The organism is Enterococcus sp. DIV0755f, from assembly GCF_051713725.1.
Taxonomy (GTDB): Bacteria; Bacillota; Bacilli; order Lactobacillales; family Enterococcaceae; genus Enterococcus_D; species Enterococcus_D casseliflavus.
In genome coordinates, this window is the sequence record NZ_JBIOQL010000002.1 from 24,651 (window position 1) to 39,354 (window position 14,704).

The 14,704-nt window shown below is 36.6% G+C and carries 15 protein-coding genes and 2 pseudogenes; 2 read left to right on the forward strand and 15 right to left on the reverse strand.

What is annotated here, in order from left to right:
• Positions 1–15: 15 nt before the first annotated feature.
• Genes dcm through IGI73_RS16275 form a run of 4 tightly spaced genes read right to left on the reverse strand, consistent with a single transcriptional unit; the run spans position 16 to position 3,764 of the window.
• Entirely contained in the window at positions 16–1,077 is a 1,062-nt protein-coding gene (dcm, locus tag IGI73_RS16260) for a DNA (cytosine-5-)-methyltransferase (protein WP_113836770.1), read from the reverse strand.
• Positions 1,074–2,471 (reverse strand): protein NO VEIN domain-containing protein, encoded by a 1,398-nt coding sequence (locus IGI73_RS16265; protein WP_425637127.1) that lies wholly within the window; start codon positions 2,469–2,471, stop codon positions 1,074–1,076. The genes dcm and IGI73_RS16265 overlap by 4 nt, the downstream gene beginning before the upstream one ends.
• Before the next feature lie 26 nt (positions 2,472–2,497).
• The gene (locus tag IGI73_RS16270; RefSeq protein ID WP_113836769.1) at positions 2,498–3,556 is read right to left on the reverse strand and encodes a DNA cytosine methyltransferase; all 1,059 of its coding nucleotides are present in this window, start codon (positions 3,554–3,556) and stop codon (positions 2,498–2,500) included.
• On the reverse strand, positions 3,546–3,764 hold the full coding sequence (locus IGI73_RS16275) for a helix-turn-helix domain-containing protein (RefSeq protein ID WP_113836768.1): 219 nt from the start codon (positions 3,762–3,764) through the stop codon (positions 3,546–3,548). Before IGI73_RS16275 ends, IGI73_RS16270 begins: the two co-directional genes overlap by 11 nt.
• A 173-nt stretch (positions 3,765–3,937) precedes the next feature.
• On the opposite strand from IGI73_RS16275, the gene IGI73_RS16280 reads away from it, so the two are divergent.
• Positions 3,938–4,627, forward strand: a complete 690-nt coding sequence (locus IGI73_RS16280; protein ID WP_438759317.1) for a replication initiation factor domain-containing protein — start codon at positions 3,938–3,940, stop codon at positions 4,625–4,627.
• Here IGI73_RS16280 and IGI73_RS16285 read toward each other — a convergent pair.
• The 10 genes and pseudogenes from IGI73_RS16285 to IGI73_RS16330 form a co-directional block, all read right to left on the reverse strand.
• Entirely contained in the window at positions 4,538–5,155 is a 618-nt protein-coding gene (locus IGI73_RS16285; protein ID WP_438759302.1) for a restriction endonuclease subunit S, read from the reverse strand. The two genes, IGI73_RS16280 and IGI73_RS16285, sit on opposite strands and share 90 nt — an antisense overlap.
• A pseudogene (locus IGI73_RS16290) lies at positions 5,148–6,023 on the reverse strand (type I restriction-modification system subunit M); the annotation flags it as partial. The gene IGI73_RS16285 and the pseudogene IGI73_RS16290, both read right to left, overlap by 8 nt.
• 416 nt (positions 6,024–6,439) lie before the next feature.
• Entirely contained in the window at positions 6,440–7,591 is a 1,152-nt protein-coding gene (gene fucO, locus IGI73_RS16295; RefSeq protein ID WP_081131161.1) for a lactaldehyde reductase, read from the reverse strand.
• 96 nt (positions 7,592–7,687) lie between these two features.
• Positions 7,688–8,494, reverse strand: coding sequence for a rhamnulose-1-phosphate aldolase (gene rhaD, locus IGI73_RS16300; RefSeq protein ID WP_103300512.1), 807 nt, complete (start codon positions 8,492–8,494; stop codon positions 7,688–7,690).
• Positions 8,487–8,726 carry a hypothetical protein gene (locus tag IGI73_RS16305; protein WP_103300542.1) on the reverse strand — a complete coding sequence of 80 codons (240 nt, stop codon included), beginning with the start codon at positions 8,724–8,726 and terminating at the stop codon, positions 8,487–8,489. The genes rhaD and IGI73_RS16305 overlap by 8 nt, the downstream gene beginning before the upstream one ends.
• Positions 8,719–10,071, reverse strand: coding sequence for a PTS galactitol transporter subunit IIC (locus IGI73_RS16310; protein ID WP_081131164.1), 1,353 nt, complete (start codon positions 10,069–10,071; stop codon positions 8,719–8,721). Before IGI73_RS16310 ends, IGI73_RS16305 begins: the two co-directional genes overlap by 8 nt.
• Positions 10,072–10,077: 6 nt before the next feature.
• Positions 10,078–10,359, reverse strand: coding sequence for a PTS sugar transporter subunit IIB (locus IGI73_RS16315; RefSeq protein ID WP_081131165.1), 282 nt, complete (start codon positions 10,357–10,359; stop codon positions 10,078–10,080).
• 22 nt (positions 10,360–10,381) lie between these two features.
• Positions 10,382–10,843 carry a PTS sugar transporter subunit IIA gene (locus IGI73_RS16320; RefSeq protein ID WP_438759303.1) on the reverse strand — a complete coding sequence of 154 codons (462 nt, stop codon included), beginning with the start codon at positions 10,841–10,843 and terminating at the stop codon, positions 10,382–10,384.
• Positions 10,840–11,697, reverse strand: a complete 858-nt coding sequence (locus IGI73_RS16325; protein WP_438759304.1) for a PRD domain-containing protein — start codon at positions 11,695–11,697, stop codon at positions 10,840–10,842. The genes IGI73_RS16320 and IGI73_RS16325 overlap by 4 nt, the downstream gene beginning before the upstream one ends.
• A 286-nt stretch (positions 11,698–11,983) precedes the next feature.
• The gene (locus IGI73_RS16330; protein WP_438759305.1) at positions 11,984–12,943 is read right to left on the reverse strand and encodes an IS30 family transposase; all 960 of its coding nucleotides are present in this window, start codon (positions 12,941–12,943) and stop codon (positions 11,984–11,986) included.
• A 680-nt stretch (positions 12,944–13,623) separates the two neighbouring features.
• Between IGI73_RS16330 and IGI73_RS16335 the strand changes: the two are divergent.
• Positions 13,624–13,886, forward strand: a pseudogene (locus tag IGI73_RS16335) (hypothetical protein); the annotation flags it as partial.
• Between the two features lie 222 nt (positions 13,887–14,108).
• On the opposite strand, the gene IGI73_RS16340 reads toward IGI73_RS16335, so the two are convergent.
• Entirely contained in the window at positions 14,109–14,702 is a 594-nt protein-coding gene (locus IGI73_RS16340; protein WP_438759306.1) for an AAA family ATPase, read from the reverse strand.
• Positions 14,703–14,704 lie beyond the last annotated feature (2 nt).

Here is a 14,704-nt window from a genome sequence, read left to right on the forward strand (position 1 = left end):
TGAAATTTCATCTTTTTAAGTAACAGAAGAAACTTTGACATCATCCTCAAACAAGCTTATTTGTTCATATTTTTTGGGTATAGGAAACTCATAAACAAACCGGTTTTTATTTCTCAACATGTATAATAATTTATTTGCAATATGCCACATCATAACTGGTGGGATTGCATTTCCTAACATTTTATACTGCGCACCTTCAGAACCAATTAACTTGTATTCTTCTGGAAAAGATTGAATTCTTGCTACTTCTCTTGGTGTGTATCGTCTGTATTTACCATTTATAAGCAGTACAGGATCGGTGCTATTTAATGATACTTTTGCTAAATGTGAACTTACAGTATTACTTGGCTTATTGACATCTTGTGCTCGTCCCTTATTCATTGTTTTACTTGTTCGACTTTTTAACATTCCTTGGACAGCTTTTTCACTGAAAAAATATTTATCTTCAATCTTTTCTTCCAATATTTTAGAGATAGGCACATAATCCTGTTCAGAGCGTATAGGTACTTCGCTAAATTCGTATTGAAATCCTTGATCAGCCCGAATTCCCACAATAAAAACACGTTCTCTTTTCTGTGGGACCCCAAAATCAGCAGCAAAGCAAAGTTTATGATTTACAACATATCCAGCTTCTTCAAACTCTTTAATGATCAAAGGAAAAGCTTCATGATTGTTTGCAGATAAAATTCCTTTAACATTCTCAGCAACAAATGCAACTGGCTGACGCTCTCTCAATATCCTAACCATTTCGAAAAACAGTGTTCCACGCTCATCTTTGATACCTAAACGTTTCGGATTTTGCGCACTTACTGAAAATGATTGGCACGGAAATCCCCCCGTGAGAATATCAAAATTTGGAATTTCAGAAGACTTAACTTCCCTGATATTCCGTTCATCTGGTTTAATACCGAAATTCGCTTCAAACATAATATTCGCACTTTTCTCGATATCGTTAGCATAAACTATTTCAACATTGTTAGAATCATAATGTTTACCTAAAAAATCAAATCCTCCCTCGAAACCTATGTCTGTTCCTCCACCACCACTGAATAGTGATGCTACTTTCAATTTTTTCAAGCTAACATCTCCTCATATCCTGCACGATCATAAAATCGAATATCAAATCCATCGCTTCTTTTTATTAATTGAACTTCTCCTGTTTTCACTTTTCCATACAGATCATTAAGGATAAACAATTTACTTCCTTTTTGAGACAATTGTAGTCGATAAATATAATACCTATCCTTAACTGATTTTGCAGTTCTCCATTCATTAGGCGTTATGTGAAATGAATTAAATGATAAGGCTCTACTACTAATTGTTGTTTTAACCTCGATATATTTCCTTAGCTCAGAGTTATCTCTTTCAAAAGATTGTATATCAAAGCCAACCCCCAGAGGAGTAGGAATGAAATTAACAAGGTGTGTGAGAGCATCTTTTCCAGCGTTCTTAAGTTGTTGCTTTTCATGACTAATTATTAATGCCTCTCCTGATCCACCTACAACTGCTGTCGAAACAGCCTTTGCAGTATTCAAATGTTCATCTAAATCTTTCAAGATGGAACCCTTTTGAACAGCATAGTCCTCTTCTATAATATAGGCTGAAACATTAGTAGTAAAGTCTATTGCCTTCATATCTCTATTTACGTACCTAAACCAAGATACACGAATATTTCTGATATCATCTATAATAGTTGAAGAATTTCCAATGAACTCTGAATAACCTAAGAAAGAACTATCTGTATTAATAAAAACTGATATAGTTTCATCTTCAATATGATTAATGTAAAATTTTTTCCCTCTGGCCTTGATCAAATTTGCTATATCCATATAATCAAGAATATCACCTGCATAGCGAGTAATATCTCCCCTACTATCATATTCAATATTCTGCTCTCTATTGTTTTTAATTCTAAACCATGTTTCTAATGGATCTTGATTATCCCTAGTGCATCTTAAATCATTAAATATACAATGGGTCACCTCAGGAACAGTTAAATAGATATCCTTCCTTTCATAATCAGATGCCACCTTGTATAGTTTTAAAATATACTTAACTGGTTGAAACTTGATACCTTCACGACATTGTTTTACAATTTCTTGATTCTTTAAGTGCCCACCAGGGTATTCAAAATTAAACAAAAAAGTTTTAAAAAATTTAACCAAATCCTGTTCTTCAGTTAACTCTTTAGCCCGTAAACCTGCTTCTGTAAAATCTCCTTCTTCAATAAATAAACCAAAAAGCGATGATATTTCAGTACGCCAGTTGTTAATTGTTTTCAGCTCTTTATCGTTGTTTCCAGGATAGCATCTGATCATCTCATTTAACTTTTCTTTAAAATCTAGCTTATTCATCTTTCCTAAGTCAGAAACATTGGTTGCCATGAATATCAGAACATTTTCTACTTGATTTTTAAACCTCGGTCTAACATGATGGAGACGGTAAAAATATTCTCTTGGTACCACGTACATCAACATATCTCCTTTCATAGTATTCTCTATTCTGCATTACTTAAATAGTCTTCTAATTTTTCGGCTATAGCTTTGGCCATTAACGGCGGAACGGCATTTCCTACTTGCTTAAACTGTTGAGTTTTACTACCAGTAAATATGAAAGTATCTGGAAAAGACTGAATACGGGCAGACTCTCTCACTGTAGGAACCCGGTTATATTTGTAATGAAAATGATGTCTATGCCCAGTGTCAATTGTAGGTGAAGGTTTATTACTCGGAAATCTAGTCCACGCAACATTAAATTTTCTCGTCTCTCTAAATTCTTCGGGAAGATCTTTATAATTCCCTCCATCTGGTACCAATGAAATAATTTCTTTAATCCTATTTGAGTGATTAGCTGCTATATGATTATAGACTTTTCTAGAAGATTTGCGCATCAAGCTTTGATAGCTGTTTTGAGGGGCAGTAAGATAGTCCATCTCAGTATCCCCTAATTCATTTTCTAATGACGGTAAATCAGAAATCGCCATTTCTGTAGTAATAGTATAATCAACAGGATTCGGGTATGTGAACTCTTTCTCAGCAAGAGTTCCTACAAAAATAACTCTCTTTCTTTTTTGCGGCACGCCGTAATCAGATGCTAATAATATTTTAAATTGAACATTATATCCCATTTCTGAAAATTCATTTAAAATATGGTTTTTGATTTGTCCCTTAAACAGGCTTACAATTCCAATAACATTTTCAATCACAAATGCTTTTGGTTTAATTTCCTTTACAAGACGAATATAGGAGAGATAAAGCTTATTTCTAGGATCCTCAAATTTTCTAGGACCAGATAGTGACATTCCTTGACAAGGTGGTCCTCCAACAATCACATCAATTTTTTTATCTCCAATAATCGGCTTAATATCTTTAATATAAGATACCTCTGTAATATCTCCACATAAAATTTCACTATTTTTATGATTCATTTTGAACGTATTAAGTGCAGTTTCATCATTATCTATGCCTAACAAAACATTGAAGCCAGCTAATTCGAAACCGTAAGACAAACCCCCAGCACCTGAAAATAAATCTATTATATTAAGTTCAGTTTTCATTTTTTTCCTCACTAACATATTCAATAATATCACTGATATCACAATTCAATGATTTGCATATTTTTTCTAGAGCATCTAAGCTAACTTTTTCGTTCTTGCCTAATTTGGCAAGTGTTGCGGAGCTAATACCAACTTGCTCTCTAAGTTGGGTTTTGTTCATATCATGTTCAATTATCAATCTCCATAGTTTCTTATATGAAAAACTCATCTATAAACTCCTTTTCGTACTCAAATAAAATATTTAACTTATTAAACATAAGTCATTATAACATACGAATAAACGTTCGTAAATCTATAGTAATCATTTATCCGACCACAGATAAAATGCGAACACCTAACAACTGCACTTTAAGAAAAATCTATTGAATAAACATAAAACTAATTGAAGAGATCATTGAAATGCCCATTGAACGTTTTGAGGAACTGGATTATGCGCCAAAAGGATATACCGGGCAGTACGTGTGGAATCAAGTAATCACGATTCGGTACTCTATTGACGATACGGTAAAAGGAACTGTGATGGAGTTTTCAGGTCAAGGCTGTAAACATCTTTCCATGCGTTTGAAGACCGCGAAATCAAATTGGCAAGAGTTCTTCCGTAAGGTATTAGACTATCAGGGAAATTTTACACGAATTGATTTTACTTTAGATGATTTTGTGGGGAGTCTCAGCATTCCAGAACTTAAGCGTAAGGTAACACTAGGCCATGTGTGGACCACTTTTCAAGTGAGTGAATCCCATGGTGGTACGGATATTATAAATAATGAATCAAATGGCGAAACATTGTATTTAGGCTCAAAGAAGAGTCAGTGTCGCTTTTGTTTTTATCAGAAGGATTATGAACAACGAAAGCGACGAGGAATTCCTTTAGGAGAAGCAGAAGTAAAAAATCGCTTTGAACTACGGTATCGAAAAGAGAAAGCGCAAAGCTTGGCAAAGATTATTTCAAAAACCCATGATTTAACCAAACTGTTCTTTGAGTTACTTAATGGAGCAATTTGTTTTTATGACCGCGATCCCAATGAGCCAGGTGCAAAAGTCGATACCAAATGGGCAGCCTTTATCGTCTAGTTGTTTGAAGAAGTTACCGATTTTTTGTTGTTCTTCATATTTTTTTGGAATGGTCGCTTTTTTTTCTAATAAATCTGACTTAGTCATTCCTTTAATAGATGTTCCTTGTATATTCTTAAGCTCTTTTTGAAGCATAGAATATAAAGAGAAGATTCCAAAATATGAATTTACTTGTAACTCTGAAAGTGATAAAAAATCTTGGCTAGTAGCATACTCAAAAGGCATCAATGCTAATTTACCAACCCCCACTCGTGTAACTATCGCAATTGAATTAGCAGGAATAATTTTTGTTGCAGATTTTTTAACAGCTTCATTCGTAATTTTCTTTTTAGGAGAAACATTAAATAATCTGTTAATTTCTAAATCGCTACTTTGAATCCATGGAATATTACTGTTCCAAAATTCTTTTGTATTAGTCTTAGGGGTACCGCCACCATAAGTAATTTTTGAAATTTCAAAAACCTTACGCTGTTCCCAATCTTCCGTAAATCCAGGAAACCGAATTTCTGGTTGTTTATTCTTACTCATACTTAAACACCTCCAGCGCACCTTCTAACCACGCTTCATTTTCAGGTGTTGTTTGCAGGGAAGAGATCGCTTCTAAAAGTTCTTTTTCTAACACTTGCTGTTCTTGTCGTATCTTCTTGATGTCATTTCCGACATGAACCATATCAATTGGTTCTTCTTCTTCGAACGTATCTACATAGCGTGGAATATTTAAGTTATAGTCATTTTCTTTGATTTCATCAAAAGTTGCCAAATGAGCGTATTTCTCGACATCTTTTCTTTCAGCGTAGGTTTCGAGGACTTTTTGAATATTTTCCTCCGATAATTTATTTTGATTTTTTCCTTTGACAAATTCTCGACTAGCGTCAATGAATAATACATCTCGAGTTTGGCGGTTCTTTTTCAATACAATCACCGTCGTTGGAATCGATGTACCAAAGAACAAGTTCGCAGGCATGCCAATCACAGCGTAAATACTGCCGTCTTCTAATAATTTTTGACGAATGACCCCTTCTGCAGCGCCACGGAATAAAACTCCGTGTGGCAAGACGATAGCCATGGTCCCTGTTTCCTTCAAATGATAGAAACCATGAAGAAGAAACGCAAAATTTGCTTTGGATTTTGGCGCTAATTTTCCATAACGATTAAACCGAGAATCATCTAAAAAGGTCGTATCTGCTGACCAGTTAGCCGAATAAGGTGGGTTCATTACTACTGCATCAAATGTGTAAGGTTCATCTGTTGGCCAGTCCTTATTCAACGTATCCCCATTGCGGAGATTCATCTCTTCAGCATCTACCCCATGTAAAATCAAGTTCATTTTTGCTAGATTGTATGTCGTTGTATTTAATTCTTGCCCATGATATTTAACGTTATCTGGGTGAGTTAGACGTAGTATTCAAATTCATAGACTTTGCCATTTTACTTTTGTTTACGAATCTGGCGAATGGTGCCATCCTTAATTTCTGTGTAAATTGTTTTGCGGCGCAACCGAGTTTATCCGCAATTTTGTTCCCAGACATTGGCTTGTCAAACGAGCGAAGTGTTTCGATTGTACAAGTTCCTTATAAGTCAGGTGTTTTCCTTTGAGTGGTCCTGTGGTATTTTCGGTTTGCGGCATCGCGATTTCATCCTTACTGATTATGTAAGAATTTCAATAATCCATGACATTTTGCGATGACATCTTTTTATTTTAGCAACTGGTTAAGTTCATTATAAAACTCGCCATATTAATTTATTTTTCAATGAAAGTAAAAAACTACAAACCATCCACAGACGATTTGTAGTTTTATAATACTATTTTCCTTACATCAAACTCTGATACAATTCAACAATCTCATCAACGTTGGTATCACGCGGATTACCCGGCGTACAAACATCCTTGAAAGCATCTTCAGCGATTTGCGCTAAATCTTCGGCTTTGACACCCAACTCAGAAATCGTTGCCGGAATGCCAACATCTTTACTCAATTGATCCACCGCGGCACAAGCAGCGTCACGGACTTCTTCGATTGACAAAGTATCAGCATTCTCAACACCTAAAACGCGGGCAATGTCGCGATATTTTTCACCAGTGAAGTCTTTGTTATATTTCATAATCGTTGGCAATAATGAAGCACAAGCCACGCCGTGAGGAATATTATACCAAGCAGACAACGGATGCGCCATCCCATGAACTAGACCTAATCCAACGTTAGAAAAGCCCATACCAGCCACATATTGGGCCAAGGCCATATCCTCTCGCCCTTTTTGATCGCCGTTGACAGAATCACGTAAAGAACGGCCCACAATTTCAATCGCTTTGATATGCAACATATCCGTCATTTCCCAAGCGCCTTTAGTGATGTAGCCTTCGATGGCGTGGGTCATAGCATCCATACCAGTTGCAGCACAAAGTCCTTTAGGCATCCCCATCATCATGTCGCTATCAATGAACGCCACGATTGGGATATCGTGAGGGTCAACACAGACAAATTTACGGTGATTATTTTCATCAGTAATTACATAGTTAATTGTCACTTCAGCAGCTGTTCCGGAAGTTGTTGGTACCGCCAAAATTGGCAGACATGGATTTTTCGTATCGGCAACACCTTCTAGGCTAAGTACATCGGTAAATTCTGGGTTGGTCACAATGATACCGATGGCTTTGGCTGTATCGATTGGTGAACCGCCACCAATAGCGATGATGCAGTCCGCACCGGAATTTTTGACAAATTCCACGCCGTCTTTAACGTTTTGAATAGTTGGATTTGGCACGATGGCATCGTAGACTTCATAATCAACACCCGCTTGATCCAATAATTCAATAACTTTTGTCGCTACTTCAAATTTGATCAAGTCTTTGTCTGTGATGACGCAAGCTTTCTTGAAACCACGTGCATTAAATTCATTAGATACTTCACCGATGGCTCCTTTACCATGATAAGATACTTCGTTTAAGATCATTCTGTTTGCCATTTTCATACACTCCTTGTTATATTTCTCACAATACGTTCAATAAAAGTAGTATAGTAGGAAGCTTAAAACTTCCTACTATACAATACCTTAATCATGCTATGCTTTAATAATGCCTTCTTTTGGTGTAATGTTAAAGAATGCACACAATTCTATCAATTGTTCATCAGTGATGCCTGTGGTAATACGTTTGTCAACGGTTTCCATGTAGATTTTTGCTGCCTTATTGACTGTTTCAATCAAGCCAAAAGCGTCGTTCAAACTACTACCGGAAGCTAAAATACCGTGGTGCGCCCAAACAACAATGCGGCAAGTTTCCATTTTCTTAGCAGTGGCTAAGCCGATTTCTTCATTCCCGCAGACCATCCAAGGTAAAACGCCAACGCCATCGGGGAAGACTACGATACATTCAGTAATCATCGACCACAATGTCCGAGTAAATGAGGTATCGTCCAATTCATGAACGAAGGTCATTTCGGAAATTTCAGTGGCATGGTTATGGACGATAACGCGATGTTCCGGATCTGCTTTCAAGCGTGTACCATGTGACAATAAATGCATGTAAATTTCACTAGTTGGTTTGTTATCATTAGCAAAACCAGCCACGATCGTATAACCATTTTCTTCTACTCGAATGACACCGACTGTACTTTCGACATCATCACGAACTAGACGGAAGTTACTACCTGATGCAGTGATAACGATATACTTGCCCACCATGTTTTCTGGAATACTGACCATTTCGTAAAAACGTCCGTTTTCATCAATATCTATTTCCTTTACTTCATCGTCAAACAGGATATAGCTGATGTTCCCACCATTTTTTTCATCCCAGCCCATGTTCCACATGGTGTAAGTTAAATCTGCTAGTTCTCTCACTACTTTGTGATCTTTATAGTCAGCCATTTTTCTGATATCTCCTCTTTTTTTCTACATATTCCTGATGTTTCTGATCCCATTCTTCATCATACTTTTTGAACAAAAGGTCATAGCCGTATCGCTTGATAACCAATACAAGCACTAAGGCTAATAAACTTAGAAACCAGTCATTTGCTAAAAATCCATAAATCAATAGTCCCATGTCGAATAAAATTACTGTGATCCAAAACAATTTTTGTTGGACAATGGTTTTATTCATTTTCCATACCAATGGTTGCATTGTATTTTTTCTTATTTTGATACATGATGTAGAACAATGCTAACCAACCTACTAATAAAACAATGCTGATGATATTGCCAGAAAAGGCCGTTGAGAATAAGTAACGAATGTCTGGACCTTCAAAAGTACTCCATGATAACATTTTGCCTTTATCAACAGTAGCTGCCCCTGTTTCATTAGCTAAACGAGTGATGTATGGTGCAAAATAAGTCGCGCCGTACAAGAATAGTGGTGCTGAAATGACACCGTGGAAGATCATCCGTCCTAAGTTAGCATCAGTTAACAACAACGCGCCAATTACAAAGGATAAATTGATAATACCGGCAAATGGTAAAACTTGGTTACCTGGTAAGACGATTGCCATTACTAGCAACACTGGGATTGTAATAATTACCGCTACCCATAATTCATTACGACCTGCCAAGATTGGCCAGTCTAAACCGATGAAGACTTCTTTGCCTTCGAATTTTTTCTTCATGAAATCAGAAATTGCTTCTGAAATTGGTGACAATGCTTGTGAGAATAATTTAGAAACCATTGGGAACAAGGTCAAAGCAGTAGCTGCTTGAACCGCTAGTTGTAAGGCACCTGCTACTCCATATCCTGATGCTAAACCTAGCAAGAAACCAATGATGGCACCCATCACTGAGTTTTCACCAAAGATCCCAATTTTTTCTTTCAATGAATCAGCATCCATTGGTTTGTTAAAGAATGGGATTTTTTTCAATAATTCATCGATTGGGAACAAGATGGTCGTAATCAAAGTAACAAAGTGAGGAACAGTTACCCCTGGAATCCCTGTCAATTTTTCCACTTCTGGTCCCCAGATATCGCCAGCTTTCAATTCAAGAATGATTTGGATAGAAGCAGCTACAAAGCCCCAAATTGCGCTACCGGAAATGTAAGAAACCATTACTGCTGTAAAGATTTTGTTCCAAACATTCCACATATCAACGTTCAATGTTTTTGTTTGGTTCAAAGCCAGCAAGATGATGTTAATCCCAATGGTTAACGGAAACATCAAGAAGGCATAGGGCCAAGCCCAAGAGATGGAAGCCATCCCTGGCCAACCACCATCAACAGCTGGCAAGCTAATGCCAGTATTTTCTGCTAATTTCTGAGCGGCATCCCCCATGGAAGTCATCATGTAGTTAATCAAGATAGACATCCCAGTAAAAGCAATCCCTAAGGTCAAGGCAGAACTAAAGGCTTCAGAGAACTTCATCTTCATACACAAGCCGATGATTAACATCAAAGCTGGCACGAAAACTGCTGCGCCTAGGTCATTTAAGATGAAATTAATAACTGTTTGTAATGTTTCCATGTTTGATTAGCCCTCCTGAATAAGTTTGATGATTTTTTCGATTTCTTGGTCTTGACCCATACCTGTCAAGAAAGCAATTCCGTTAAAGACTGGAATATCGAATTCTTCTTTAGTTTTAACAATCGATACATAGGCATCGGCACCTTTAATATGGTGTTTCAATGATTTGATATCCACAGCTTCAACTTCAGCTGGAACCTTTCTTTCTTTTAATAATTTAGTAATCTTTGAAGCTACTGTTTGTGATGTTGCGACACCTGAACCACACGCTACGATAATTTTTTTCATGATAATTTTTCCTCCAATTTTTTTATAGATATTGATTAATAAGTGCTGTAATTTCTTCAATAGTTGTTGCTTTTTCATATTTCTCTACGAATGATGGATCAGCAAATGCGCCCATCAATTCAGCTAACAAACCCACTTGTTTTTTAGGGTCTTTAATCCCTAATACCAAAATATCTTTGACAGGTACCACAACGTCATCTGTACCCATTTGATAAAAATCAATGGGGTTACTTAAGCGGTTCACAGCTACGAAAGCTTCTTTTACATGAACCACATCAGTATGAGGAATGGCTACGGCGAAATTTTCCAATTGCAATCCTGTGGGATAATTATTTTCTCGTTCAGTAATTGCTGCTTTGAAGGTTTCTTTGACAACATTCTGTTCCAATAACCGAGCTGATACTTGACTAAAGAAATCTATTTGGTCTGTTGCTTGCATGTTCAAGGCCATTAACTCTGGTTTAAACAGTTCTTTAAAACTCACTTTTCTTTCCCTCCTTCCTCACTAACAATTCTGACTAAATGTAATAAAAGATAAAAATCTTCTGAGTTACCAAAATTCATTTGATGGTCTTCTTGTAGCATCGTTTTAATCTTGTATAATAACTGGTTTTCAAAAGGATACAAACTTAATGCCAGCGTGTATAATTGCTGGAATTCTTTGTCGTTGATTTCATTCTTTCGTTGACTGCTGTTCAAGTTACGAATGACAAAGTAACGTAGGTGGATAATGAAACGAGAAAAGTCGATGGATTCTCGCTTCAAAGGATGTCCTAGTTCTTGTTCCACCAGTTCCGCAATTTCATTTAAAATATCACTCAGCTCAACTACATTGCTCATTTCACCTTGATCAATCAAAGCATTCACAAAATGTAGCGTAAAAAACGAAACCTCCGCTTCTGGCAAATTCAATTGATACGATTTATTCAAGTAGTTCACCGACCACTCAGCTACCTGATGCTCTTTCGGATAGAGATACTTCAACTCATAGTGAAAAGGTTGGAAAATCTCTATTTGACCCGCGTACTTTTCCTCTAAAAACTGGATATGGCTAGCTAATGACAAGATAAAGTTTCCGGTAAACGCTTTTCCCAGTTCCATTTGGGCGTGTTCTGTCACCTCTTCTGCCATTTGGATACTTTCTTCATCGATATCACCTAAAAGGTTTAAGAGATCAGTGCGCTCCGGCGCCATTTGGTAAACTTTGCTTACTAGAGCTTCATTTACTGGATCTCCCTTTTTCTTACCAAAGCCAATTCCTTTTCCGACGACGATACACTCGGATCCTTCATAGCGAACCAGTAAAGCATTTTGGTTCAATGATTGAAGCACTTTCATTTTCTTTATGCACCTCCCGTCAAAAAAAATCAGGCATCATCAGTAAGGATTTTAGCGTTATACATAACGCTAAAATCCTTACTGATGATGCCTGATTGAACAGTTACACTCATCTAGCATTTAGTTTGTTATCATTTACAAGAACTATAATATCATCTTTTTTTGAAAACGTCAACATTTTAGCGAAATTATTTTTTACACAATTTTAGCATCTTGATAAAAAGACTGTTTTATCAAGGGTTTACCACTAAATACTCAACAGGATATTTCTTGTATTTTTCATTTGTCAAATTAAGTTAGACAAATCATCTGGTTTTATATTTCTCAAAAATATTTCCATCGGTGTTTGATACTTTAGAGATTTTCTAGGGATGTGATTTCGTTTGGAAGCAACAGCTTGAATAAATGATTCTGATAGTTCATTGAAGTCCATGGCTTTAACTAATCCATCACGACGTAATAATCCATTTGAATGTTCATTTAGAGCGCGTTGTGACGGGGTGCCTGGATCCGCAAAATAAATATCAATATCATTTTGATTTCCCATAGCTTTCCAATTTGAAAATTCTTTCCCACAGTCAAACGTAATTGATTTAAACAGATGTTTAGGAACCGTTTGAAACCAATGATTAATTCGATTTTCAATGTCCATTGCCTGTCTACCGGCTGGCTTCAATGTAATAATCACTTTTGACAAACGTTCCACCAATGTAATAACAGCACTTTTGTGTTTTCGACCGACAATAGTGTCTCCTTCAAGATGGCCAAACTCGTTTTCAAATTCTGGATGCTCCTTGATGCGCTCATGTATACTGCGCCGAAAAGCTTGTTTCCCACGTTTTTCTTGGTGTCCATTTGGTTTTCGTTTGCCTTTCATAGGCAAATCACGCACATTAAATGCGCCAGTTTGAAACATTCGATACAGTGTACGGACTGAACAATCAAGTTTCATTTCCGAGCGGCCGACAATCACATCCGGTGTCCACCCTTGAACAACCCTCTTTTGAACATATTCTTTTTGTTCCTCTGGTAAAGCAATCGAGCGTCTACCGCAGCGTTTTTTGTTTTCTTTGTATTGTTGATAGTAGTTCAGTATCGTAGCACCAGTTTTCAAAAATTGATACACGTTATGAATCGTTTGTCGCGCACGTCCTAAGCATTGCGCAGTTTTGGCAACGGATTGATTATTTTTGAAATAAGACTCTATGATTACCAGTTCGTCTGTTGTAAGATGGGTGTAGGTCATTTGTACTCACTCCTTAATAATTCTTTGGTCGGAACTATTTTGAGTGTAGCACAAATGATCTTTTTAGTTGTCTAGCTTAATTTTACAATCGACGATTTAAAATAGTATTCCCGATTCCACTGATAAAATTTTCGAATCACCCGACAAGGATTATCATAAATCAAGACACCATCAAGACTATCGCGAGTCACAACACTGCCGGCACCGATCACCACATCAGAGCCAATAGTTACCTTTGGTAAATCGAGCTATTAGCCCCAATTCAGTAATTATCACCCATAACTAGGCGTGCCACCTTCAGCTTTTAGCTCACGCCGCAAATAAGTATCTAAGGCGTAGTCCAAGCGCCGACATTTGGCGCAATCAAGACATCATCACTGATAGTAATTGGTGCAATGTTTAATGGGGTGCAAGACTACACGTTTTTTTGATTTATCAATTAGGAGCAGCCAAAGGAGAAATCTATCCACTAGTTTGGTCAGATGTGAATTTCAATAAAAGTTGATTTCCCTCATGTATAAATTGGTAAAAAATAAAGATACTGAGAAATGCGAGCATGTAAAAGAAATGAAAAACTCCTATCGCTTTCGAACCATTCCAGTAGTTGATTCCATCATTGATCTACTGACAACATGGAAAAAGGTGCAATTTAATAAACTACAACAAATCAATATTTCCCAACTTTAGCTAGACAGTCTGGCATTTCTTTCGAGCAGATTTCAGAAGCTCTCACACATAGCGATACCACAATTACAAAAACTTATGTAAACACACCAAACGTCATAAAAAATGCCCGTTGGTGAGATTGCTTATCGCAAATTAGCTCAAAATGGTACTGTCTTGAATGGTGTCAATAGTGGTGTCAACAATGAAAAAAGACGCTTCACAAACTAAGTTGCGAAACGTCTTGATTGTTTTAAATGAATGGTACTCGATTTCCTGAGAAATCTCCGTCCCATACTGTATTCGTAAGCGAATAAATTCGCAACGGCTCCAGCAATTAACGTTTTGAAAATTATCAAAAGGAAATTGAAGAATACTCAATCCTCCGGTATCCTTTTATATCAACAATTCAGTAAATTAAGATTACTTGATTGCTGGTACAAATTGATAGAACAGGACAGAATTGACACCAATTAACACCATAAAATAGACTAGTCATTTTTTAATTTATTTGTTTAAAACCGTATCTAGTAGCACGATGTTTAAACGCGTCATCTCCACCTTCCATAACTCGACAAATCCTGTTTTTCACTTTTGGCTCATCTACTGAACCACACAGATCAGCTTTTACATTTCTTGAGTCCCCCATACAAATTAACCACTCGGAATCCCCATTTACAGGAATATTTGCGTTATGCGTAACTACGATCATTTGTCTATTCTCTTTTCGTTTCAATATACTTTTGACAATTAATTTATTAATCAGCTGACTATCTAAGTCATCTTCTGGCTGATCCAATACTAGTGGAGAGTTTCCATATGCCAGTATCATAGATAATATTGCAGATGTTTTTTGACCTGCCGAAGCATTGGACAGATTTACTATCCTTCCATTTAATTTGATTGTTATCGTGATTAAGTCATTTGGGGTCAGAACCTGGACATCAGATAATTGAGTTTTAGACAGCTTTTTAAGAAAATTAATTAACTTAAATACAACGCTGAGTAACGATTTAAATAATCTGGATAGGCTACAATAAACTAGAGAGAAAAGATAAGGTGTGTAAACTATAAGAAAACACACTGGAGGAATCATTT

Coding starts and splice junctions, on each gene's coding strand:
- IGI73_RS16265 (WP_425637127.1), bottom strand. CDS start 2,471: ATGTACGTGGTACCAAGAGAATATTTTTACCGTCTCCATCATGTTAGA.
- IGI73_RS16270 (WP_113836769.1), bottom strand. CDS start 3,556: ATGAAAACTGAACTTAATATAATAGATTTATTTTCAGGTGCTGGGGGT.
- IGI73_RS16275 (WP_113836768.1), bottom strand. CDS start 3,764: ATGAGTTTTTCATATAAGAAACTATGGAGATTGATAATTGAACATGAT.
- IGI73_RS16285 (WP_438759302.1), bottom strand. CDS start 5,155: ATGAGTAAGAATAAACAACCAGAAATTCGGTTTCCTGGATTTACGGAA.
- fucO (WP_081131161.1), bottom strand. CDS start 7,591: ATGGCAAACAGAATGATCTTAAACGAAGTATCTTATCATGGTAAAGGA.
- rhaD (WP_103300512.1), bottom strand. CDS start 8,494: ATGGCTGACTATAAAGATCACAAAGTAGTGAGAGAACTAGCAGATTTA.
- IGI73_RS16305 (WP_103300542.1), bottom strand. CDS start 8,726: ATGAATAAAACCATTGTCCAACAAAAATTGTTTTGGATCACAGTAATT.
- IGI73_RS16310 (WP_081131164.1), bottom strand. CDS start 10,071: ATGGAAACATTACAAACAGTTATTAATTTCATCTTAAATGACCTAGGC.
- IGI73_RS16315 (WP_081131165.1), bottom strand. CDS start 10,359: ATGAAAAAAATTATCGTAGCGTGTGGTTCAGGTGTCGCAACATCACAA.
- IGI73_RS16325 (WP_438759304.1), bottom strand. CDS start 11,697: ATGAAAGTGCTTCAATCATTGAACCAAAATGCTTTACTGGTTCGCTAT.
- IGI73_RS16330 (WP_438759305.1), bottom strand. CDS start 12,943: ATGACCTACACCCATCTTACAACAGACGAACTGGTAATCATAGAGTCT.
- IGI73_RS16340 (WP_438759306.1), bottom strand. CDS start 14,702: ATGATTCCTCCAGTGTGTTTTCTTATAGTTTACACACCTTATCTTTTC.